This is a genomic window from Pseudomonas sp. FSL R10-2189, from assembly GCF_009600325.1.
Classification (GTDB): domain Bacteria; phylum Pseudomonadota; class Gammaproteobacteria; order Pseudomonadales; family Pseudomonadaceae; genus Aquipseudomonas; species Aquipseudomonas helleri.
The window spans coordinates 18,652-40,717 of the sequence record NZ_WIVZ01000015.1 but is presented as its reverse complement, the minus strand read 5'-3'; the positions used below and the strand labels follow the sequence as shown (position 1 = coordinate 40,717).

The 22,066-nt window shown below is 57.0% G+C and carries 19 protein-coding genes; 10 read left to right on the top strand and 9 right to left on the bottom strand.

The window, feature by feature from the left end:
- Nucleotides 1-59 precede the first annotated feature (59 nt).
- The gene (locus tag GHO32_RS26650; protein WP_218576999.1) at nt 60-362 is read left to right on the top strand and encodes a hypothetical protein; all 303 of its coding nucleotides are present in this window, start codon (nt 60-62) and stop codon (nt 360-362) included.
- A gap of 477 nt (nt 363-839) precedes the next feature.
- On the opposite strand, the gene GHO32_RS12760 is transcribed toward GHO32_RS26650, so the two are convergent.
- Nucleotides 840-1,922, bottom strand: coding sequence for an AI-2E family transporter (locus GHO32_RS12760; protein WP_153335680.1), 1,083 nt, complete (start codon nt 1,920-1,922; stop codon nt 840-842).
- Nucleotides 1,923-2,059: 137 nt separating this feature from the next.
- Nucleotides 2,060-2,806, bottom strand: a complete 747-nt coding sequence (locus tag GHO32_RS12755) for a FadR/GntR family transcriptional regulator (RefSeq protein WP_153335679.1) — start codon at nt 2,804-2,806, stop codon at nt 2,060-2,062.
- A gap of 458 nt (nt 2,807-3,264) precedes the next feature.
- Here GHO32_RS12755 and GHO32_RS12750 point away from each other — a divergent pair, with 458 nt between their 5' ends.
- From GHO32_RS12750 to yegQ, 8 genes are all read left to right on the top strand, one after another.
- On the top strand, nt 3,265-4,533 hold the full coding sequence (locus tag GHO32_RS12750; protein ID WP_153335678.1) for an OprD family porin: 1,269 nt from the start codon (nt 3,265-3,267) through the stop codon (nt 4,531-4,533).
- A gap of 182 nt (nt 4,534-4,715) precedes the next feature.
- Nucleotides 4,716-5,543, top strand: coding sequence for an NAD(P)-dependent oxidoreductase (locus GHO32_RS12745; protein ID WP_153335677.1), 828 nt, complete (start codon nt 4,716-4,718; stop codon nt 5,541-5,543).
- A 27-nt stretch (nt 5,544-5,570) separates the two neighbouring features.
- Entirely contained in the window at nt 5,571-6,458 is an 888-nt protein-coding gene (locus GHO32_RS12740) for an SMP-30/gluconolactonase/LRE family protein (protein ID WP_153335676.1), read from the top strand.
- 59 nt (nt 6,459-6,517) lie between these two features.
- On the top strand, nt 6,518-7,501 hold the full coding sequence (locus GHO32_RS12735; protein ID WP_153335675.1) for a TRAP transporter substrate-binding protein: 984 nt from the start codon (nt 6,518-6,520) through the stop codon (nt 7,499-7,501).
- 63 nt (nt 7,502-7,564) lie between these two features.
- Entirely contained in the window at nt 7,565-8,092 is a 528-nt protein-coding gene (locus tag GHO32_RS12730; protein WP_048387721.1) for a TRAP transporter small permease, read from the top strand.
- The gene (locus GHO32_RS12725) at nt 8,093-9,373 is read left to right on the top strand and encodes a TRAP transporter large permease (protein ID WP_048368566.1); all 1,281 of its coding nucleotides are present in this window, start codon (nt 8,093-8,095) and stop codon (nt 9,371-9,373) included. It abuts the gene before it with no gap.
- Nucleotides 9,374-9,490: 117 nt separating this feature from the next.
- Nucleotides 9,491-10,405, top strand: a complete 915-nt coding sequence (locus tag GHO32_RS12720) for a DMT family transporter (RefSeq protein ID WP_153335674.1) — start codon at nt 9,491-9,493, stop codon at nt 10,403-10,405.
- 84 nt (nt 10,406-10,489) lie between these two features.
- Nucleotides 10,490-11,830: a tRNA 5-hydroxyuridine modification protein YegQ gene (gene yegQ / locus GHO32_RS12715; protein WP_153335673.1), complete on the top strand. Its 1,341-nt coding sequence runs from the start codon at nt 10,490-10,492 to the stop codon at nt 11,828-11,830.
- A 76-nt stretch (nt 11,831-11,906) separates the two neighbouring features.
- On the opposite strand, the gene GHO32_RS12710 is transcribed toward yegQ, so the two are convergent.
- Nucleotides 11,907-12,635: a dienelactone hydrolase family protein gene (locus GHO32_RS12710; RefSeq protein WP_153335672.1), complete on the bottom strand. Its 729-nt coding sequence runs from the start codon at nt 12,633-12,635 to the stop codon at nt 11,907-11,909.
- Between the two features lie 59 nt (nt 12,636-12,694).
- A complete protein-coding gene (gene htpG / locus GHO32_RS12705) occupies nt 12,695-14,599 on the bottom strand; it encodes a molecular chaperone HtpG (protein ID WP_153335671.1) in 1,905 nt (634 codons plus the stop codon).
- A gap of 221 nt (nt 14,600-14,820) precedes the next feature.
- Between htpG and GHO32_RS12700 the strand changes: the two genes are divergently transcribed.
- Entirely contained in the window at nt 14,821-15,075 is a 255-nt protein-coding gene (locus GHO32_RS12700; protein WP_153335670.1) for a hypothetical protein, read from the top strand.
- Between the two features lie 172 nt (nt 15,076-15,247).
- On the opposite strand, the gene brnQ is transcribed toward GHO32_RS12700, so the two are convergent.
- From brnQ to odhB, 5 genes are all read right to left on the bottom strand, one after another.
- Complete coding sequence (gene brnQ / locus GHO32_RS12695) at nt 15,248-16,561, bottom strand: branched-chain amino acid transport system II carrier protein (protein WP_153335669.1); 1,314 nt, start codon at nt 16,559-16,561, stop codon at nt 15,248-15,250.
- A gap of 424 nt (nt 16,562-16,985) precedes the next feature.
- On the bottom strand, nt 16,986-17,867 hold the full coding sequence (gene sucD, locus GHO32_RS12690) for a succinate--CoA ligase subunit alpha (protein WP_003223019.1): 882 nt from the start codon (nt 17,865-17,867) through the stop codon (nt 16,986-16,988).
- Complete coding sequence (sucC, locus tag GHO32_RS12685) at nt 17,867-19,033, bottom strand: ADP-forming succinate--CoA ligase subunit beta (RefSeq protein ID WP_048368573.1); 1,167 nt, start codon at nt 19,031-19,033, stop codon at nt 17,867-17,869. Before sucC ends, sucD begins: the two co-directional genes overlap by 1 nt.
- Nucleotides 19,034-19,260: 227 nt before the next feature.
- Nucleotides 19,261-20,697, bottom strand: a complete 1,437-nt coding sequence (lpdA, locus tag GHO32_RS12680) for a dihydrolipoyl dehydrogenase (protein ID WP_153335668.1) — start codon at nt 20,695-20,697, stop codon at nt 19,261-19,263.
- A 105-nt stretch (nt 20,698-20,802) separates the two neighbouring features.
- Nucleotides 20,803-22,035, bottom strand: coding sequence for a 2-oxoglutarate dehydrogenase complex dihydrolipoyllysine-residue succinyltransferase (gene odhB, locus GHO32_RS12675; RefSeq protein WP_153335667.1), 1,233 nt, complete (start codon nt 22,033-22,035; stop codon nt 20,803-20,805).
- Nucleotides 22,036-22,066 lie beyond the last annotated feature (31 nt).

The following is a 22,066-nucleotide window of genomic DNA, read 5'->3' as shown; positions in this document are numbered from 1 at the left end:
CAGGGCTCAGATTAAGAGGACCTAACAAGGCCTGCAAAAACGGATCATTGAGTATTGGAGTGACTGCCGTTGCCGAACAACAATACATAGGTCCCGTCGGACATGCATTATCGACAGCAAAACCAACTGTACTCGTCAGCAACAGCACCGCACCGAGTACAGCACCACAAACCTTCGCTGTTAAATTGCGCATCACACACCTCCAGAGAAACAAAGAAAAGCGTGCTTATGACTCATTGTTCAGCGCACGCTCATTGCCATTTTTCAATCATGTTCAGTACGACTTTATGCAGAACACCCTCCTTAGGAGCCAGGACTCCTATCCAAACGAATTGAATAACTCAGAAACACCCACCTATTAACATCACTAAACACTCCAATTAATTGCCATAAAAACCCAAGCACACTTACCCACTCATCAAGAGCAAGCGCACTGGCGCCCCCCCTTTCAAGCATTAAAAAACGATAGATAAACAACAGCATTAAAACAACTATAGCCACAACCTGACATTGTCAAACTTGATCATGTATAAAATTTAATCTTTTTAAACACCACTTATCGGATACACCCCATTACACACCTATATGTAACGTCACCCTTACAACGTACTCATTCAATTAGCGATTACAAACCCTGGACTTCACACACTTTTATCTAAGACGCGCAGATCATCTGGCCACCACATAGCATCGACACCCAACAAGGGCCGGGTGTCGATACCAGTTTTTAAAAGTTCATGCAGCCTTAAGGGGTATGCGCCAGCCACCGCACGTTGCGCCGGATGCAGCGCTGGCACTGGCTACGAATAAAGCCAAGGCAGGATGGCGTACAGCTTTCGCTAGTCGAGCGTGATTTTGTCAGCGGGCAAGCGGACCTTGCGCCGGGTGCCGCTGAACAATCCCCAGCTCGACAGGAACAGGGCGGCGATCAATGGTCCGATGACAAAGCCATTGAGGCCGAAAATCGCCATGCCGCCCAAGGTCGAAATAAGGATCAGGAAGTCCGGCATTTTCGTGTCTTTGCCCACCAGGATCGGGCGCAATACGTTGTCGACCATGCCGATCACGAAGACGCCAAACAGCGCCAGCACCACGCCTTGCCAGATCATCCCGGTGGTCAGGAAGTAAATCGCCACTGGCGCCCAGACGATGCCCGCCCCGACGGCAGGCAATAAGGACAGGAACATCATCAGCACCGCCCAAAACAGCGAGCTCTGGATGCCCAGGATCCAGAAGATCACCCCGCCCAGCGCGCCCTGCACTACAGCCACCGCCAGATTGCCTTTGACCGAAGCTCTGACCACGCGACGCAATTTGATTTGCAGCAGGCGCTTGTGCTGTTCAGCCATGGGCACCGCATTGCGGATCAAACGCACCATGGCCTGGCCGTCACGAATAAAGAAATACAACAGGTAAAGCATGATGAAAAAGCTCACCACCAGCTCAAAGGTGCTCTGACCAAAGTTGAACACTTGGGTGGCAAAGAACTGGCTGCCTTCAAGCGCGCCCTTGGAGATCTTGTCGCTGACGCCTTCAATGCTTCTCAAGCCCAGCCGGTCGAGCCATTCAATGACTTGGTGGGGCAAGCTGCTTTGCAGTTGGGCGATGTAACCGGCGACGTTGATCTTGCCGCTTTGCACATCGCTGTAAAGCGTTGCCACTTCTTGCACCAGCAGGATCGTGGTGAAAATCACCGGCAGAATCGCGATCAGGGTGCAGGTTGTGAGCGTGGTAAAGGTGGCCAGGTTACGCCGACCTTTGAACTTGAGGAGCAACTTGCGCTGCAAGGGCGCAAACAAAATACCCAGCGCCACCGCCCAAAAAATCGCCCCATAGAACGGCAGCAAGATCCAGATAAAGGCAACGGTGACGAAGGCCAGAAGCAGGAGCAGGGTTTTACGTTGCAGACTTGTTTCGTTCATACGCCTTCCATGTCAATAAAACCTGTAGCCGCTGCCGAAGGCTGCGATGGGCTGCGTAGCGGCCCTGCTTCTTGAAAAAGCGAAGGTCCTGCGGCCCTTATCGCAGCCTTCGGCAGCGGCTACAGGTGGAGTCAAATTTAGCCCTGCGCCTCTGCCTCTTCATGCGCATGGCGCAGGCGTTCGCGGCTGTTGGTCAGGTGCAAACGCATGGCCGCACGGGCGGCGTCGGAGTCCTGACGGGCAATGGCGGCGTAGATTTCTTCGTGTTCACGGCCCAGGCGACTCATGTACTGGGCCTGATCATCATGGGCCAGACTCGCCGAGTTGAGGCGGGTGCGCGGGATGATGCTGGTGCCCAGGTGGTTCATGATGTCGGTGAAATAGCGGTTGCCGGTGGCCAGCGCAATCTGCAGGTGAAACTGGAAGTCCGACGCCACGGCATCACCGTTACGCGCGGTGTTTTCGTTAAGCGCATCCAGGGCGGCACGCATGGCGGCCAACTGCTCCGGGGTGCGACGCTGCGCGGCCAGGCCGGCTGACTCAACCTCCAGACTGATACGCAACTCCAGAATCGCCAGCACGTCGCGCAAGGTCACCACGGTGGCCGGGTCGATACGGAAGCCGCTCGGGCTGGGTGTGTCCAGCACGAACGTGCCGATACCATGTCGCGTCTCGACTTGCCCTGCCGCCTGCAAACGGGAAATCGCTTCACGCACCACGGTGCGGCTGACGCCATGGGCCTCCATGATCGCGGACTCGGTGGGCAGCTTGTCGCCGCGCTTGAGCAAACCGTCGCGAATTTGCTCGGACAGCACCGTCACCAATTCCTGCGCGAGGCTACGGCGTTTGCGAGGAAGGCGTGGAACGTCAGTGGGGTTTTCCATGGTCAACATTTATCTCGGGGTCTAAGTGCGAACTGCAAGTTATCGCATGATAGCTCATGGCGGTTGTACGATCACCTTTCGCCAATGAGTTCAACCACTACCTGCCCCGATGAAACCCTGATTTGTTTGCTTGACCCTGCATTGACAAAGGCCGCCGAAGGTGTAAATAATCCGACAAAGTTGTACGACAACGGATAACACAACAATAATAATCAGGGAATTCCGTATGACCGCACTCTCTCGCGTTACGCCCCTCGCACACCCCGGTCGAGCCCGATTGCACACGGGCCGATTGCCTGCCGCTTTTGCTGAACGTCTGTCTGCAGCAAAAGACTCTGCCGTCACAACGGTTTGAGTCAGCGCCCTGACACCAGGGCAACACACACCGCCTTCACATTGCAGGCCGCTTCTGTCGGTCACGTGAGGACGGCTTTGTCAAAAATGGGAGCACAACAATAATGAGATCTCACAACACCCGTTCATTGATTCTTATGGGGCTGGGCAGCATGTCGTTTACGCTGCCGCTGACAGGCATGGCAGAAGGGTTTATCGACGACACCAAAGCGACCCTTACCCTGCGTAACGCGTACATCAACCGCAACTACACCAACCCGGACTACCCCAACAGCCGCGCCCCGCAAAGCAAGGCCGAAGAATGGACGCAAAACTTCATTCTAGACGTGAAGTCCGGCTTTACCCAAGGCACCGTCGGTTTCGGGGTGGACGTGCTGGGGATGTACTCGCAGAAACTTGATGGCGGTAAAGGCACCGCAGGTACGCAGTTGCTGCCGACCGGCAGTGATGGCGAACCGGCCAAAAACTTCGGGCGCCTGGGCGTCGCCGCCAAGGCAAAGTTCTCCAACACTGAACTGAAAGTCGGCGAGTGGATGCCGGTGCTGCCGATTTTGCGATCAGATGACGGTCGCTCGCTGCCTCAGACCTTTCGCGGTGCACAGATCACTTCTAAAGAAATCACCAACCTGAACCTCTACGGCGGGCAGTTCCGCGCCAACAGCCCACGCAATGACGCGAGCATGGAAGACATGTCGCTCAACGGCAAAGGCTCCTTCACATCAGACCGCTTCAATTTTGCCGGTGGTGATTACACCTTCAACGAAAAACGCACCCAGGTCGGTGCCTGGTATGCCGAGCTGGAAAACATCTACCAGCAGCAATTTCTCAACCTGATCCACAGCCAGCCGGTGGGCGATGTCACCCTTGGCGCGAACCTCGGTTACTTCTGGGGCAAGGAAGACGGCAGCAAACGTGCCGGCGAACTGGACAACAAAACCGCATCGGCCCTGTTCTCGGCCAAATACAAAGGCAACACCCTGTATGTCGGCCTGCAAAGGGTGTACGGCGACGACGGCTGGTTCCGCGTCAACGGCACCAGCGGCGGCACCCTGGCCAACGACAGTTACAACTCCAGCTATGACCTGGCCAAGGAACGCTCCTGGCAAGTGCGCCATGACCTCGACTTCGCCGTACTTGGGGTCCCGGGTCTGACCATGATGAACCGCTATATCAGCGGCAGTAACATCCACACCGCCACCACCACTGACGGTAAAGAGTGGGGCCGTGAATCGGAACTGGCCTACACCGTGCAAAGCGGCACCCTCAAGGACCTGACAGTGCGCTGGCGTAACGCGAGCATCCGTCGCGACTACAGCGCCCATGAGTTTGACGAGAACCGCATCTTCATCAGCTACCCGCTGTCGTTGTTGTAACCGGCCCGCTTGCCTCGTGATCGGTTTAATGATCGCGAGGCAAGCTCGCGCCTGCAAAGGGTTGAGGCGCAATGGTGGCACTTGGCAAAATCGCGCATTGACAACACCGGCAAGGGCTGTGAATAATCCGAACCAAGTCATACGACAACAGATGACATTAATAAGAAATACAGGGGTCCTTGATGACTAACACTCGTACTGTCCAAACTCCCTTCAATCGCCTTCTTCTCACCGGTGCCGCGGGTGGTTTGGGGAAGGTGCTGCGCGAAACCCTCAAGCCTTATGCCAAGGTTCTGCGACTGTCTGATATTGCGCCAATGGCCTGCGCAGCCGACAGCCGTGAAGAAACCATCGTGTGTGACCTCGCCGACAAACAGGCTGTGCACCAGTTGGTCGAAGGCGTGGACGCCATCCTGCATTTTGGCGGTGTATCGGTTGAACGCCCTTTTGAAGAAATCCTCGGGCCTAACATCAGCGGCGTGTTTCATATTTACGAGGCGGCGCGTCGACACGGGGTCAAGCGTGTTGTGTTTGCCAGCTCCAACCATGTCATCGGCTTTTACCAACAAGACCAGACACTCGACGCTCGCTCCCCTCGCCGCCCCGACGGTTACTACGGGCTGTCGAAGTCGTATGGCGAAGACATGGCGACCTTTTACTTCGACCGTTATGGCATCGAAACCGTCAGCATTCGCATCGGCTCTTCCTTCCCCGAACCGCAAAACCGCCGAATGATGCACACCTGGCTCAGCTTTGCCGACCTCACGCAGTTGCTCGAACGCGCGCTCTACACACCGAATGTCGGGCATACCGTGGTCTATGGCGCCTCGAACAATTTGAACGTGTGGTGGGACAACCGCTATGCCGCGCACTTGGGTTTCGCCCCCAAGGACACCTCAGAGATTTACCGCGACAAGGTTGAAGCCCAACCCATGCCGCCCGCCGATGACCCCAGCAGAATTTATCAGGGCGGCGCCTTTGTGGCAGCCGGCCCTTTTGGCGACGAATAAGAACAATAACGACAGGGATCAAGCCGCATGACTGCCGAACTGATTCTCGACGCACGCAATGCCACGGGTGAAAGCCCGGTCTGGAGTGTTGCCGAACAAGCGCTGTACTGGGTTGATATCCCGGCCCGGCGCCTGCACCGCTGGCAGGCCGCCGATGGCTTCAGCCAAAGCTGGGAAGCCCCGCAAATGCTCGCGTGTATCGCCAGAGGCCATGATGGCCACTGGATTGGCGCAATGGAAAGCGGCGTATTCACCCTCACGCCCCAGGCCGATGGGCGCCTGAGCACACGCCTGTTAAGCAGTGTGAACCACGCCCAAGCGGGCATGCGCTTCAATGATGGCCGCTGTGATCGCCAGGGCCGCTTCTGGGCCGGCACCATGCTGCTGGACATGGCGGCTGGTGTGCCCGCCGGTGCGATGTATCGCTTTGAGGCCGGGCAACACGAGCCTCTGAAACCGCAGATGACCGGGTTTATCGTGCCTAACGGCCTGGCGTTCAGCCCGGACGGCCTGACGATGTACCTCTCGGACTCGCACCCGGACGTGCAAAAGATCTGGGCCTTCGATTACGACATCGACACGGCCACCCCACACAACCGCCGCCTGTTTGTCGACATGACACAACATCCCGGCCGCCCAGATGGCGCCGCTGTCGACGCCGACGGCTGCTACTGGATTTGCGGCAACGATGCCGGGTTGATTCACCGGTTTACCCCCGAAGGCACACTTGACCGCTCGCTGGCCGTCCCGATCAAGAAGCCGGCGATGTGCGCCTTTGGCGGCGCGAATCTGGACACCCTGTTCGTCACCTCGATTCGCCCCGCAGGCGACCTCAGTGACCAACCTTTGGCGGGCGGCGTATTTGCCCTTAACCCTGGTGTTAAAGGGCTGGCGGAGCCCGCGTACACAAGCTGACTGTTTAATCCTGCTGATCCAGAACCTTTAAATAACAAAAACAATATGTGGAGTGACCCATGGATTTCAAACGCACCATACTCATTGCTGCATTGCCGCTTGCCTTCTGCCTGTCGGGCGTAGCCCAGGCCGAAATCAAGATCAAATTCGCTGAAGTTCACCCGGTCGGCTATCCGCCGGTAGTGGCTGAACAAGAGATGGGCAAAAAGCTGGCGGCGCAAAGCAACGGCGACATTTCGTTCAAGATGTTTGCCGGTGGCGTGCTCGGTTCCGAGAAAGAAGTGGTTGAACAGTTGCAGTCTGGCGCCGTGCAAATGACCCGTGTCAGCCTCGGCATCCTGGGCCCGGTGGTGCCGGAAACCAATGCCTTCAACCTGCCTTTCGTGTTCCGCGATCAAGCGCACATGCGCAAAATCATCGACGGCGAAATCGGCCAGGAGATGCTCGACAAAATCACTAACTCCGACTTCAACATGGTCGCTCTGGCGTGGATGGACGGCGGTACCCGCAACCTCTACACCAAAAAACCCGTACGCGAGATAGCCGACCTCAAAGGCATGAAGATCCGCGTGCAAGGCAACCCGGTGTTTATCGACACCATCAATGACATGGGCGGTAACGGCATTGCCATGGCCACCGGCGAGATCTTCAGCGCCCTGCAGACGGGCGTGATTGATGGCGCCGAAAACAACCCGCCGACCTTCCTTGAACACAACCACTACCAGAACGCCAAGTACTTCACCTGGACTGACCATTTGATCCTGCCGGAACCCATCGTGATTGCCAAAACCACGTGGAACAAGCTCAACCCTGAGCAACAGGCACTGGTGCAGAAACTGGCCCGCGAAGCGCAGATGGAAGAGCGCGTGATCTGGGATAAAAAGTCGGCCGAGAGTGAAGCCAAACTCAAAACCGCCGGTGTGGAGTTCATCACTCTCACCCCGGACCAGAAAAAAGCCTTCTACGACGCCACCCAACCGGTTCGTGACAAATACGGCGCCAATTACAAAGAGCTGATCTCGCGTATCGAAGCTGTTCAGTAAGCCTGTCCGATAACGCCGCGGTGGCGGGCGCTAGCCCGTTCACCGCCACAGGGGTGAGCCTCCATGAAAAATGCCGTGCTGCGTTTTAACGACTTTCTGTACAGGGTCTGTATTGCGATCGCCGGGTTGTCGGTGTTGACCATGACCCTGATCATCCCTTGGGGCATTTTCGCCCGTTACGTGCTGGGTTCAGGGTCCAGCTGGCCAGAACCCACCGCCATTTTGTTGATGGTGGTGTTTACCTTCTTCGGTGCGGCAGCCAGCTATCGCGCAGGCGCACACATGGCCGTGGCCATGGCGGTTGAGCGCATGCCGCTGCACGTGCGCAAACCGGTGGCGGTGCTGGTGCAAATCCTGATGGTCATCGTCTGCCTGTTCATGGCGGTCAAGGGCTTCAAACTCTGCGCCACCACCTGGAACCAATTTCTCGGCGAAATGCCGTCCATGCGGGTCGGCATTTCGTACCTGCCCATCCCCATCGGCGGCTTGATCACGCTGATCTTTGTCCTGGAAAAGCTCTTCCTGGGCGACCAGAGCCACCGCCGTGTTGTGCGGTTCGACATCGTAGAAGCCAGCGAAGAGGCCGTATAAATGGACGCTTTGGTACTGTTGGGCAGCTTTGTTGCGCTGATTCTGATTGGCATGCCAGTGGCTTACGCGCTGGGCCTGTCGGCGTTGATCGGCGCCTGGTGGATTGAAATTCCGTTCGACGCGCTGATGATTCAAGTGGCCGGCGGCGTGAACAAATTCTCGCTGCTGGCGATCCCGTTCTTCGTTCTGGCGGGCGCGATCATGGCCGAAGGCGGCATGTCGCGTCGGCTGGTCGCCTTCGCCGGGGTGCTGGTGGGCTTTGTGCGCGGCGGCCTGTCGCTGGTCAACATCGTGGCCTCGACCTTCTTTGGCGCCATCTCTGGCTCGTCGGTGGCCGACACCGCCTCGGTGGGGTCAGTGTTGATCCCGGAAATGGAGCGTGCGGGCTACCCTCGCGAGTTCTCTACGGCGGTGACGGTCAGCGGCTCGGTACAGGCCCTGCTCACCCCGCCGAGCCACAACTCGGTGCTGTACTCGCTGGCGGCCGGTGGCACGGTGTCAATTGCTTCGCTGTTTATGGCCGGGATCATGCCGGGGCTGTTGCTCAGTGCGGTGATGATGGGCCTGTGCATGATCTTTGCGCGCAAGCGCAACTACCCCAAGGGCGAAGTGATCCCGCTGAAAAAGGCCCTGAAAATCGCCGGTGACGCGCTGTGGGGGCTGATGGCCATGGTCATCATCCTGGGCGGTATTTTGTCGGGGATTTTTACGGCCACCGAGTCGGCGGCCATTGCGGTGCTTTGGTCGTTCTTCGTGACCATGTTTATCTACCGCGACTACAAGTGGCGCGACCTGCCCAAGTTGATGCACCGGGCGGTACGGACGATTTCCATCGTGATGATCCTGATCGGTTTTGCCGCCAGCTTCGGCTACATCCTGACGCTGATGGAAATCCCGATGAAAATCACCACGGCGTTCCTCACGCTGTCGGATAACCGTTACGTGATCCTGATGTGCATCAACGTCATGTTGCTGCTGCTGGGCACGGTGATGGACATGGCGCCGCTGATTTTGATCCTGACGCCGATTCTGCTGCCGGTGATCATCGGTATCGGCGTTGATCCGGTGCACTTCGGCATGATCATGTTGGTGAACCTGGGCATCGGGCTGATTACCCCGCCGGTAGGTGCCGTGCTGTTTGTCGGCGCGGCGGTGGGCAAAGTCACGATTGAAAGCACCGTTAAAGCCCTGTTGCCGTTCTACCTGGCGTTGTTCGGTGTGCTGATGCTGGTGACCTACGTACCGGCCATCTCGCTGTGGCTGCCAAGCCTGGTGTTGTAACCCTCCCCTCTGTAGGAACGAGCTTGTCTCGCGATCTTCTAAAAGATCAAAAGATCGCGAGCAAGCTCGCTCCTACAGGGGGTTCGGTAACTTTCCAGCCAAGGAGGCTGGTTGCTTATGTCTGCTCCTGCTCTATTTCCCCGTCATGTTGCAGTGTTGATTCTGGTGCTGCTGGCTTGTTCCTTTGCCGGGAACCACATCGCCGCGCGTATTGCGTTCGATCACGACACCGGCCTGCTACTGGCGATTCTGTGCCGCGCCGGGGTTACCTTGTTGGTGCTGACGGCCCTGGTGGTCTGGCAACGCGAACGGCCTCGCCTGACCGCTGCCAACTGGCGCTGGCAACTGTTGCTGGGCCTGTTGATTGCGGCACAAAGCTTTTTTCTGTATTCAGCGGTGGCGCGCATTCCCGTGGCGCTGGCGCTGCTGATCGGCAATATGGCGCCGATTCTGCTGGTGTTGCTGACATGGGCGCTAGGCGGCGCTGCACCTACCCGCCGCGCAGCCCTGCTGATGGGCCTGATCATGTGCGGCCTGGTGTTTGCGCTGGACGTGCCCGAGCGTCTGGCCAATCAGGGCAGCACCGAGGCGCAATGGCTGGAGGGCATTCTGTTTGGCTTTGGTGCCGCCTCGGTGTTCGCCTGTGCGCTGTGGATCACCGATCACAAATTGTCGAGCCTGCGCGGCAGCGTACGCAGCATGCTGACCATGTTGATTGTGTTCAGCGCCGCCACACTGGCCGGGATCAGCGGCGTGCTACCCGGTGGCGTGTCGTTGCCCAGTTCGTCCACCGGCTGGACCGCCCTCGCCTGCCTGGTCACCTTGTATGGCTTCGGGTTCTGCTTGCTGTTTATCTGCATGACGCGCTTGAACATGGCGCAAAACGCCCCAGTGATGAACGTTGAACCCGTGGCGAGTTTGCTGTTTGGCTGGCTGATCCTGGACCAGGTGCTCAGTAATGGCCAGGTGATCGGCGGGCTGATTGTGGTCGCCGGGATCGTCATGCTGGCCTTGCAACGCACGGCGCGTTAAGCCAGGTACGGGTTTTTAGATCCAGATCAATAAGCGCGCCCAAAGGCTCGACTACCATCGCGCCTTTTTGCGAAAGACCCGACCATGCGCCTTGCTCCACCCGAACTCCTCGCCCCTGCGGGCACCCTGAAAAACATGCGCTACGCCTTCGCCTATGGCGCGGACGCGGTTTACGCCGGCCAGCCGCGCTACAGCTTGCGGGTGCGCAACAACGAGTTTGACCACGACAACCTGGCCATCGGCATTCGCGAGGCCCAGGCCCAAGGCAAACGCTTTTACGTGGTGGTCAACATCGCCCCGCACAACGCCAAGCTGCGCACCTTCCTCAAGGACCTGGAGCCGGTGATTGCCATGGGCCCGGATGCGCTGATCATGTCCGACCCCGGGCTGATCATGCTGGTGCGCCAGCATTTTGCGCAGATGCCGATTCATTTGTCGGTGCAGGCCAACACGGTGAACTGGGCCAGTGTCGAGTTCTGGCGCCAGCAAGGCCTGAGCCGGATCATCCTGTCCCGCGAGCTGTCGCTGGAAGAGATCGAAGAAATCCGTCAGCAGGTGCCGGACATGGAGCTTGAGATTTTCGTCCATGGTGCGTTGTGCATGGCCTATTCCGGCCGCTGCCTGCTGTCCGGCTACATGAACAAGCGAGACGCCAATCAGGGCAGTTGCACCAACGCGTGCCGCTGGAAATACGAAGCCAAGCCCGCCACAGAAAACGAACTGGGCAATGTGGTGAAAGTGGTTGAGCCGACCCTCGGCCGGGGCGCGCCGACCGACGAAGTGTTTGTGCTGCACGAAAACAACCGCCCGGACGAACCCATGTCGGCATTCGAGGACGAGCACGGCACCTACATCATGAACTCCAAAGACCTGCGCGCGGTTCAACACGTGGCTCGCTTGACAGAGATGGGCGTGCATTCGCTGAAGATTGAGGGGCGTACCAAGTCGCACTTTTACTGTGCGCGGGCGACGCAGGTCTACCGCAAGGCGATTGATGATGCGGTGGCCGGCCGTGAGTTCGACCGCAACTTGATGAATGATCTGGAGTCATTGGCGCAGCGCGGCTACACCGAAGGCTTTTTGCGTCGGCATGTGCATGACGAATACCAGAATTATCTGCACGGCAGTTCGCTGTCACACCGCCAGCAGTTTGTCGGTGAGTTGACCGGCGAGCGACGCAAAGGCCTGGCCGAGGTCAAAGTCAAAAACCGTTTTGCCGTGGGCGATCACCTGGAGTTGATGACTCCACGCGGCAATTACCACTTTGACCTGGACCAATTGCATAACACGGCAGGATTGCCGATCGAAGTCGCGCCGGGTGATGGGCACACGGTTTACTTGCCGATCCCCGAACAGGTGGACCTGAGCTATGCCCTGCTAATGCGTGATTTGACAGTGAGCGAAAGCATAGAGAGGGCGCTGTAAACCTGTAGTCGCTGCCGCAGGCTGCGATCTTTTAAAGATCAAAAGAGCGCAGCCTGCGGCAGTTCCTACAGACTATTTAGCCCTTGAACACTTCATCCAGCAGGTTGTGCATGGCGGTGAAGGCGCGATGTGCGGTCTTGGCGTCGTACATCATTTTGCCGGGTACGTTGGCGTGCGGGTCGGTGAACGAATGCACTGCGCCGCCATAGCTGGTCAACTGCCAGTCCACTGCGGCCGCATTCATCTCGGCTTCAAAAGCCGGCAATTGCTCATGGGGCACCAACGGGTCTGACGCACCGTGCAGCACCAAAACAGAGCCGGTGATGTTGTTGGCGTCTGCCGGGTTTGGCGTATCCAGCGAGCCATGGAACGACACCGCAGCCTTGAGCGCAGCGCCATCACGGGCCAGTTCCAGCGAACAACACCCACCAAAGCAGAAACCAAAGGTCGCCAATTGCTGGCTATCGACCTTGGCCTCAGTTTGCTCTTTGAGCACCGCGTAGGCCGCCTGCATGCGTTTGCGCAGCAAGGCACGGTCATTTTTCAGCGGCATCATGGCAGCGCCGGCTTCATCACCGTTGGCGGGACGAACGCCTTGGCCGTACAGGTCCGCAATCAGCACCACATAGCCTTGTTCAGCGACCTTTTTGGCGATGTCCTCGGCCCCTGCGCTGACGCCCATCCAGTTCGGTGCCATCAGCAAACCCGGCAGCGACTCTTCGCGGCTTGGGTCATACGCCAGGCGGCTTTCGTAAGCTTGGCCATCGATTTGATAGACCACAGAACTGACCGTAATTGATTTCATTAAAAACTCCCGAATTCAAAGCAAAAAAAACCCGCCGAAGCGGGTTTTTTATAGACGTGTTACACGGACAACTCAACTAACAACTTATTTAGGCGACGGACATACGCCGCCGGATCTTTGAGGCTGTCACCAGCCGCCAGGGCAGCCTGGTCGAAGAGGATGTGCGACAGGTCGTCAAAACGCTCTTCGCTCTGCTCCGCATCCAGTTTTTCGATCAGCGTATGCGACGGGTTGAATTCAAAGATCGGCTTGGAGTCCGGCACTTTCTGACCGCTGGCTTCAAGGATCTGGCGCATTTGCAGGCCCAGGTCTTGTTCACCAATTGCCAGAATGGCTGGCGAGTCGGTCAAACGGTGCGAAACACGCACTTCGCTGACGCTTTCACCCAGCGCAGTCTTGATACGCTCAACCAGACCTTCTTTGGCCTTGGCCACTTCTTCTGCGGCTTTTTTGTCCTCTTCGGAGTCCAGGTTGCCCAGATCGAGGTCACCGCGCGCCACGTCAACAAAGCTCTTGCCGTCGAACTCGGTCAGGTAGCTCATCAGCCACTCGTCGATACGGTCGGTCAGCAGCAGCACTTCGATGCCTTTCTTGCGGAAGACTTCCAGGTGCGGGCTGTTTTTGACCTGAGCGTACGTTTCGCCGGTCAGGTAGTAGATCTTGTCCTGGCCTTCTTTGGCACGTGCCAGGTACTCGGCCAGAGAAACCGTTTGCTCGCCATCATCACCATGGGTCGAAGCAAAGCGCAGCAGACCGGCGATTTTTTCTTTGTTGGCGAAATCTTCTGCCGGGCCTTCTTTGATGACCTGGCCGAAGTTTTTCCAGAAGCCCTGATATTTCTCTGGCTCGTTCTTCGCCAGTTTTTCCAGCATGTCCAGAACACGCTTGGTCAGCGCCGACTTCATGGAGTCGATTATCGGGTCTTTCTGCAGGATTTCACGCGATACGTTCAGCGACAGGTCGTTGGAGTCAACCACACCTTTGATGAAGCGCAGGTACAGCGGCAGGAACGACTCAGCCTGATCCATCACGAATACGCGCTGTACATACAGCTTCAGGCCCTTAGGCGCTTCACGCTGGTACAGGTCGAACGGTGCACGGGCCGGGACATAGAGCAGCGAGCTGTATTCAAGCTTGCCTTCAACCTTGTTGTGGCTCCAGGCCAGCGGGTTCTCGTAGTCGTGGGCAATGTGCTTGTAGAACTCCTGGTATTCCTCGTCCTTCACTTCAGTGCGAGGACGGGTCCACAGGGCGCTGGCGCGGTTAACGGTTTCCCATTCCAGTGCCGGTGCTTCTTCGCCTTCGGCTGCGGCCTGCTCTTTAGGCAGTTCGATCGGCAAGGCGATGTGGTCGGAGTATTTTTTGATGATGTTGCGCAGGCGCCAGCCATCGGCGAACTCTTCGTCGCCGGACTTGAGGTGCAGAACGATCTTGGTGCCGCGAGAGGCTTTTTCGACGTTCTCAACTTCGAACTCGCCTTCGCCTTTGGAAGACCAGTGCACGCCTTCGCTGGCAGGTGTGCCGGCGCGGCGGCTGTACACGTCGACTTTGTCAGCGACGATAAAGGCCGAGTAGAAGCCCACACCGAACTGGCCGATGAGGTTCGAGTCTTTCTTTTGATCGCCCGACAGGTTTTTCATGAAATCGGCGGTGCCGGACTTGGCAATCGTACCCAGATGGGCAATTACGTCGTCACGGTTCATGCCAATACCGTTGTCTTCGAGGGTGACGGTTTTAGCGTCCTTGTCGAAGCTCACACGGATTTTAAGTTCGTCGCCGCCTTCCAGCAGTTCTGGTTTGGACAGCGCTTCAAAACGTAATTTGTCGACAGCATCAGAGGCGTTCGAGATCAATTCGCGAAGGAAGATTTCCTTGTTGGAATACAGCGAATGGATCATGAGGTGCAACAGTTGCTTGACCTCGGTCTGGAAGCCCAGGGTTTCCTTTTGAGTTTCCACGCTCATTGTTATCAAACTCCGATTAGATGGCATGAGCCACGCCCAAGAGGGTTAGCGGCGGGATGTGATGAAAGTTGGGGCCTGAACTCTGGATTTCAAGGCCTGATACTTTTTACCAATAGATTCTGTGCAGTCGGCACTACTTATATATCTGCAGGGCGATGGAACTTAAGTACCGCGGGCTGGCTCAAACGCCCCGTAGAACTACTCACAAGGAGAAACATCCCATGCGTAATACCGTTGCTGTTGCCTTGATGCTGGCCGCTTCCCTGGGCCTTGCTGCTTGCGATAAAAAATCCGAAGACAAAGCCCAGGACGCTAATCAGCACGCAGAACAAGCTCAACAAAACATGTCTGAAGCGCAAGACAAGGTAAACGACGCTGCTAAAGAGAACGCTGAAGCAGCTAAAGCCCAAGCTGAATCCAATGAAGCAGCAGCAAAAGAAGCCGCTCAGGATGCTCCACCGGCTGAAAGCAAGTAATTCGCTGTAGCTGACCTTGTAGGAGCGAGCTTGCCTCGCGATCTTTTGATCTTTTAAAAGATCGCGAGGCAAGCTCGCTCCTACAGACAAGCGCCATAAAAAAAGCCCTGTATCTCATCGATACAGGGCTTTTTTATTGACACCGTGGGCACGCTTTTGGCGGGCAGTGTCTTCAGGCAATGGCTTCTTGCGACTTGCCCAGCAGGCGGTCGTAAATGAACGCACCTACCAGAACGATCAGCGAAGGCACCAGCCAGGCCAGGCCTTGCTCGCTGAACGGCATGTGAGTCAGCCAGTTCGGCAAGCCATCCGCCAGGCCTGCGCCTTTAAGGGCATCGACCACGCCGAAGATAAACGACACCAGCATCACCGGGCCGACGATGCGCGTCTGCTCATGCCAGAAGCCTTTGCAGAAGCTCAAGGCCACCAGCACGATACACGGCGGGTAAATGGCGGTCAGCACCGGCACGGAGAAGGCGATCAACTTGGTCAGACCCAAGTTCGACACCACCAGCGAGAAACCGGCAAGGATAATCACCAATGCCTTGTAGGACAGCGGCAAGATCTTGCTGAAGTACTCTGCGCAGGCGCAGGTCAGACCCACCGCTGTTACCAGGCACGCCAGGGCAATCAACACAGCCAGGAAACCACTGCCGAGCGAGCCGAAGGTGTGCTGAACATAGGCGTGCAATACCGCAGCCCCGTTGGTTGCGCCGATAGCCACTTCATGGCTGCCGGAACCCAGGCGGAACAGGCTGATATACACCAGTGTCAGACCAACGCCCGCCACCAGGCCGGCAATGATCGCGTAGCGGGTAATCAGTTTCGGCGACTCGACACCACGGGAACGGATCGCATTAACGATCACGATGCCGAATACCAACGCACCCAAGGTGTCCATGGTCAGGTAACCCTGGATAAACCCTTGAGAGAATGGTGCAGCCTCATAGACCGGAGTCGCGCTACCGATATCACCGGCAGGCAAGGCAAACGCGGCGATACCGAGAATGGCCAGGGCGATGATTTTGAGCGGAGCCAGGAAGCGCCCTACCGTGTCCAGCAAACGACCTGGATACAGCGAAACGAAGAACACGATCAAGAAGTACACGGAACTGTACAGGAACAGCGCCAACGGGCTTTCACCGGTCAGGGGCGCCAGACCCACTTCGAACGACACGGTTGCCGTACGCGGTGTGGCGAACAACGGACCCACAGCCAGGTAGGCAGCCGCCGCGAGCAAGCCGCCAGCGATTTTGCCAATCGGGCTGCTCAGTGCATCCATACCACCGCCGACTTTGGCCAGAGCGACAACAGTGACCACCGGCAGACCCACAGCCGTAATCAAAAAGCCCAGCGCGGCGATCCAGACATTAGGGCCCGATTGCAAACCAACGATTGGCGGGAAAATGATGTTGCCAGCCCCAACGAACAGGGCAAAGGTCATAAACCCAAGTGCCAGAATGTCCTGGCCTTTCAAAACTTTCATTACGGAAGTACCACACTAGTAAATCGGGATTTAGAGGGGAATTTCCCGTGCGGATATGGGAAATGTTGTCAGTCTGAATAAGACCGACCCGTCTAGCGCGTGGCTTCCTTGTGGGACGCACACGCAGAAAAGCAGAATGGCGGCAAGATTACCGAGTTTTTAAGATGAACGCACTGTTGCAGGGCATTCTGTCCGATGAACGAACGCAGTTGTCGCCTTGATGACATCGAAAATTAAACTGGTGTGATTTTCCTACATCGGTGTTCCCATATCGCTGTAGGAGCGAGCTTGTCTCGCGATCTTTTTTAAGGTCAAAAGATCGTGAGGCAAGCTCGCTCCTACGGGGGATTTGGTTATCCCGGAATGCACAAAGGCCACCCGAAGGTGGCCTTTGCCTGGTGTAGCAATCAGTTAAGCGCGTGGCTTACTTGACAGCCCAACCGGTCAGCTCGGCCAAGGCCTTGCCGATGTCTGCCAGCGAACGCACGGTTTTTACGCCTGCGTCTTGCAGAGCAGCAAACTTCTCGTCTGCAGTGCCCTTGCCGCCAGAGATGATTGCGCCAGCATGGCCCATGCGCTTGCCTGGAGGGGCAGTCACACCAGCGATGTAGGAAACAACTGGCTTGGTTACGTGTGCCTTGATGTAGGCAGCCGCTTCTTCTTCAGCCGAACCGCCGATCTCACCGATCATGACGATCGCTTCGGTCTTCGGGTCTTCCTGGAACAGTTTCAGGATGTCGATGAAGTTCGAGCCAGGGATCGGGTCACCACCGATACCTACACACGTCGACTGACCGAAACCGGCGTCAGTGGTTTGCTTCACAGCTTCGTAAGTCAGGGTGCCGGAACGCGACACGATGCCTACTTTGCCTGGCAAGTGAATGTGACCTGGCATGATGCCGATCTTGCACTCGCCTGGGGTGATCACGCCTGGGCAGTTAGGGCCGATCAGGGTAACACCCAGCTCGTCGCACTTAACTTTAGCGTCCAGCATGTCCAGGGTAGGAATGCCTTCGGTGATGCACACGATCAGCTTGATGCCGCCGAACGCTGCTTCAAGGATGGAGTCCTTGCAGAAAGGAGCCGGAACGTAGATCACGCTGGCGGTGGCGCCAGTGGCAGCTACAGCGTCTTTCACGGTGTTGAACACTGGCAGGCCCAGATGCTCGGTGCCGCCTTTGCCCGGAGTTACGCCGCCAACCATCTTGGTGCCGTACTCGATGGCTTGCTGGGTGTGGAAGCTACCTTGCGAACCAGTGATGCCCTGGCAGATAACTTTGGTGTCTTTATTGATCAGGACGCTCATTACTTGCCCTCCGCAGCTTTAACAACTTGTTGAGCAGCGTCGGTCAAGCTGGTAGCAGCGATGATGTTCAGGCCGCTGTCTGCCAGTACTTTAGCGCCCAGTTCAGCGTTGTTGCCTTCAAGGCGCACAACCACCGGGATTTTCACGCCGACTTCTTTCACTGCGCCGATGATGCCTTCAGCAATCATGTCGCAACGAACGATGCCGCCGAAAATGTTAACCAGTACTGCCGCGACATTGCTGTCGGACAGGATGATTTTGAACGCTTCAGTTACGCGTTCTTTGGTTGCGCCGCCACCTACGTCGAGGAAGTTGGCTGGCTTGCCACCGTGCAGGTTAACGATGTCCATGGTACCCATGGCCAGACCGGCACCGTTTACCATGCAGCCGATGTTGCCTTCCAGCGCTACGTAGTTCAGTTCGAACTGGGCAGCGTGCGCTTCGCGCGGATCGTCTTGCGACGGATCGTGGAAAGTTTTCAGCTTGGGCTGACGGTACATGGCGTTTGCGTCGATGTTGATTTTTGCATCGAGGCAGTGCAGGTCGCCGTCAGTCTTGATAACCAGCGGGTTCACTTCCAGCAGGGCCAGATCGTGATCCTTGAACAGTTTGGCCAGACCTACGAAGATCTTGGCGAACTGAGCAACTTGCTTGCCTTCCAGACCCAGCTGGAATGCCAACTCGCGACCCTGGAATGGCTGAGCGCCAACCAGTGGATCGATGGTTGCTTTGAGAATTTTTTCTGGAGTGTCGTGTGCGATCTTCTCGATGTCCACGCCACCTTCGGTGGAAGCCATGAACACGATACGACGGCTGGAACGGTCAACGACAGCGCCCAGGTACAGCTCTTTAGCGATATCAGTGCACGATTCAACCAGGATTTTGGTGACCGGCTGACCATTGGCGTCAGTTTGGTAAGTCACCAGACGCTTGCCCAGCCACTGCTGTGCAAATGCTTTAGCGTCTTCTTTGTTGCGAACCAGCTTAACGCCGCCCGCTTTGCCGCGACCGCCTGCGTGAACCTGGGCTTTTACAACCCATTCGGTCCCGCCAATTTTGTCGCAAGCTTCAGCCGCTGCTTCCGGGGTGTCTACTGCATAACCCTTGGATACTGGCAGGCCGTACTCAGCGAACAGCTGCTTACCCTGATACTCGTGAAGATTCATGCTTTTTACCGTCTTCGTTAGGTACTGCGCATTCGGCGCTGCACTTTTATTAGTGCCGCACCACCTGTGACTGCTGCTTGTGCTGCTTTAGCAAACCCGGCCATTGCGTGAGCAAAGGCCGGGCCTGGATAAAACAAGACAAGACTGCGTCCGGCGGAAGTTCCGCGGTGAGGCTTGCTAGCAAGGCTCACGACGGGCAAACCGCCGTGGTTTCTTATTGTCTGGTCTTAACGTTTCTTACGGTTGGCAATGTGGATGGCGCCGCCATTCACTGCCAGCGCTGCTTCATGCAACGCTTCGGACAGGGTTGGATGGGAGAAAACCATCATGCCCAGATCCTCGGCACTGGTGCCGAATTCCATACCGATTGCGCCCTGCTGTACCAGCTCTGCTGCGCTTGGGCCAATCACGTGGACGCCCAGTACGCGGTCAGTTTTGGCATCAGCAATGACTTTAACAAAGCCACCGGTGTCGTTTGCTGCCATGGCACGGCCACTGGCTGCGAACGGGAAGGTGCCGACGTTAACTTCAACGCCTTCAGCTTTCAAGGCCTGTTCGGTTTTACCGACCCACGCGATCTCCGGGTGAGTGTAAATAACCGATGGAATCAGGTCGTAGTTCATCTCGGTCTTGTGACCTTTGATGCGCTCAACCACCATGATGCCTTCTTCAGAAGCCTTGTGTGCCAGCATCATGCCGCGAACCACGTCACCGATGGCGTAAACGCCCGGTACGCTGGTCGCGCAATGATCGTCAACAAACACGAAACCGCGCTCGTCGATGGTCACACCGCTGTCAGCTGCCAGCAGCTCGGTGGTCACAGGGCGACGACCTACCGCTACGATCAGCTTGTCGAAGGTGATGGTCTGTTCGCCGTTGGCGTCGGTGTAGGTCACAACGACTTCGTCGCCGCTTACCTTGGAACCGGTCACGCGAGCGCCCAGCTTGATGTCCAGACCTTGTTTGGTCAGGGTTTTGTAGGCTTCTTTGGACACAGCAGCGTCAGCAGCCATCAGGAACGTGTCCAGTGCTTCCAGAACGGTTACCTGAGCGCCCAGACGGGACCATACCGAACCCAGTTCCAGACCGATAACGCCAGCGCCGATAACGCCCAGACGCTTAGGTACGGCCTGGAATTCCAGAGCGCCGGTCGAATCAACGATCACGTTGTTATCAACTGGAGCTGGCGGAATGTCGATAGGACGCGAACCGGAAGCCAGAATCACGTTCTCGGCTTCGATGATTTCAACGCTGCCGTCTGGCTTGGTCAGCTCAACGCGCTTGCCGGCCAGCAGCTTGCCGTGGCCTTGCAGGGAGGTCACACCGTTGGCTTTGAACAGGGTCGCAACGCCGGAGGTCAGGCCTTTGACGATGTTGGCTTTACGGCCAACCATCGCTGGCACGTCCATGTTCACTTCACCGGTGGTGATGCCGTGGATAGCAAATGCATCCTTGGCTTCGTGATACTTCCAGGAGCTGTCCAGCAGCGCCTTGGATGGAATGCAACCAACGTTCAGGCAAGTACCGCCCAATGCCAGTTTGCCTTCTTTGTCGGTGTATTTTTCGATGCATGCAGTCGAAAGGCCCAGTTGCGCGGCCTTGATCGCGGCAACGTAGCCGCCAGGGCCCGCACCAATCACTACAACGTCAAATTTCTGAGACATGGGAATAGATCCTCTATTAGCTACAAGCTTCAAGCTCGGAACTTCAAGCTGCAAGCCAAGCTGCGTTACAGGCAGCTTGAAGCTCGCAACTTGAAGCTGCTCCTATTAAATATCCAGCAGCAGACGAGCTGGGTCTTCCAGCAGGTTTTTGATGGCTACCAGGAAACTTACAGCTTCTTTGCCGTCGATCAAGCGGTGATCGTAAGACAGAGCCAGGTACATCATCGGACGGATTACAACCTGACCGTTGACTGCCATTGGACGCTGAAGGATGTTGTGCATGCCCAGGATCGCGGCTTGCGGCGGGTTAACGATCGGGGTCGACATCATCGAACCGAAAGTACCACCGTTGGTGATGGTGAACGTACCGCCGGTCATTTCGTCGATCGACAGTTTGCCATCACGGGCTTTTTTGCCGTAAGCAGCGATGCCGCCTTCGATTTCAGCCAGGCTCATCAGTTCAGCGTTACGCAGTACTGGAACTACCAGGCCACGGTCGCTGGACACTGCAACACCGATGTCGGCGTAGCCGTGGTAAACGATGTCCGAACCGTCGATCGACGCGTTGACAGCCGGGAAGCGCTTCAGCGCTTCGGTAGCGGCTTTAACGAAGAACGACATGAAGCCCAGGCGTACGCCGTTGTGGGACTTCTCGAACAGGTCCTTGTACTTCGAACGCAGTGCCATGATTTCGGTCATGTCAACTTCGTTGAAAGTGGTCAGCATCGCCATGTTCGACTGAGCTTCTACCAGACGCTTGGCCACGGTAGCGCGAACGCGGGTCATCGGAACGCGTTTTTCTACGCGGTCGCCAGCAGCGAATACCGGAGCAGCGGCAGCAGGCGCAGCAGCTTTGGCAGGTGCAGCGGCCGGAGCGGCTTTCTTGGCAGCAACAGCAGCAACAACGTCTTCTTTGGTCACACGACCGCCTTTGCCAGTACCGGCAACGGAAGCGATGTTGATGCCGTTTTCTTCAGCGATCTTGCGTGCAGCCGGAGCAGCCACTGGATCGTCTTCGCCGTCAGCAGCGGCTGGAGCAGCAGCTTGAGCAGCCGGTGCAGCCGGTGCAGCAGCGGCGGCTGGAGCGGCGGCAGCAGCGCCACCTTCAACGATGGAGCCCAGCACTTCGTCGGACAGAACGGTATCGCCTTCGTTTTTCACGATTGCGCCCAGAACGCCGTCAGCAGTCGCCAATACTTCCAGTACGACTTTGTCGGTTTCGATGTCAACGATCAGGTCGTCACGCTTTACAGCGTCGCCTGGTTGCTTGTGCCAGGTGGCAACGGTGCCATCGGCAACCGATTCCGGAAATGTTGGGGCTTTGATCTCGATAGCCATGTTCTTTGGTTCCTTTAATTCGGTTTCAGTG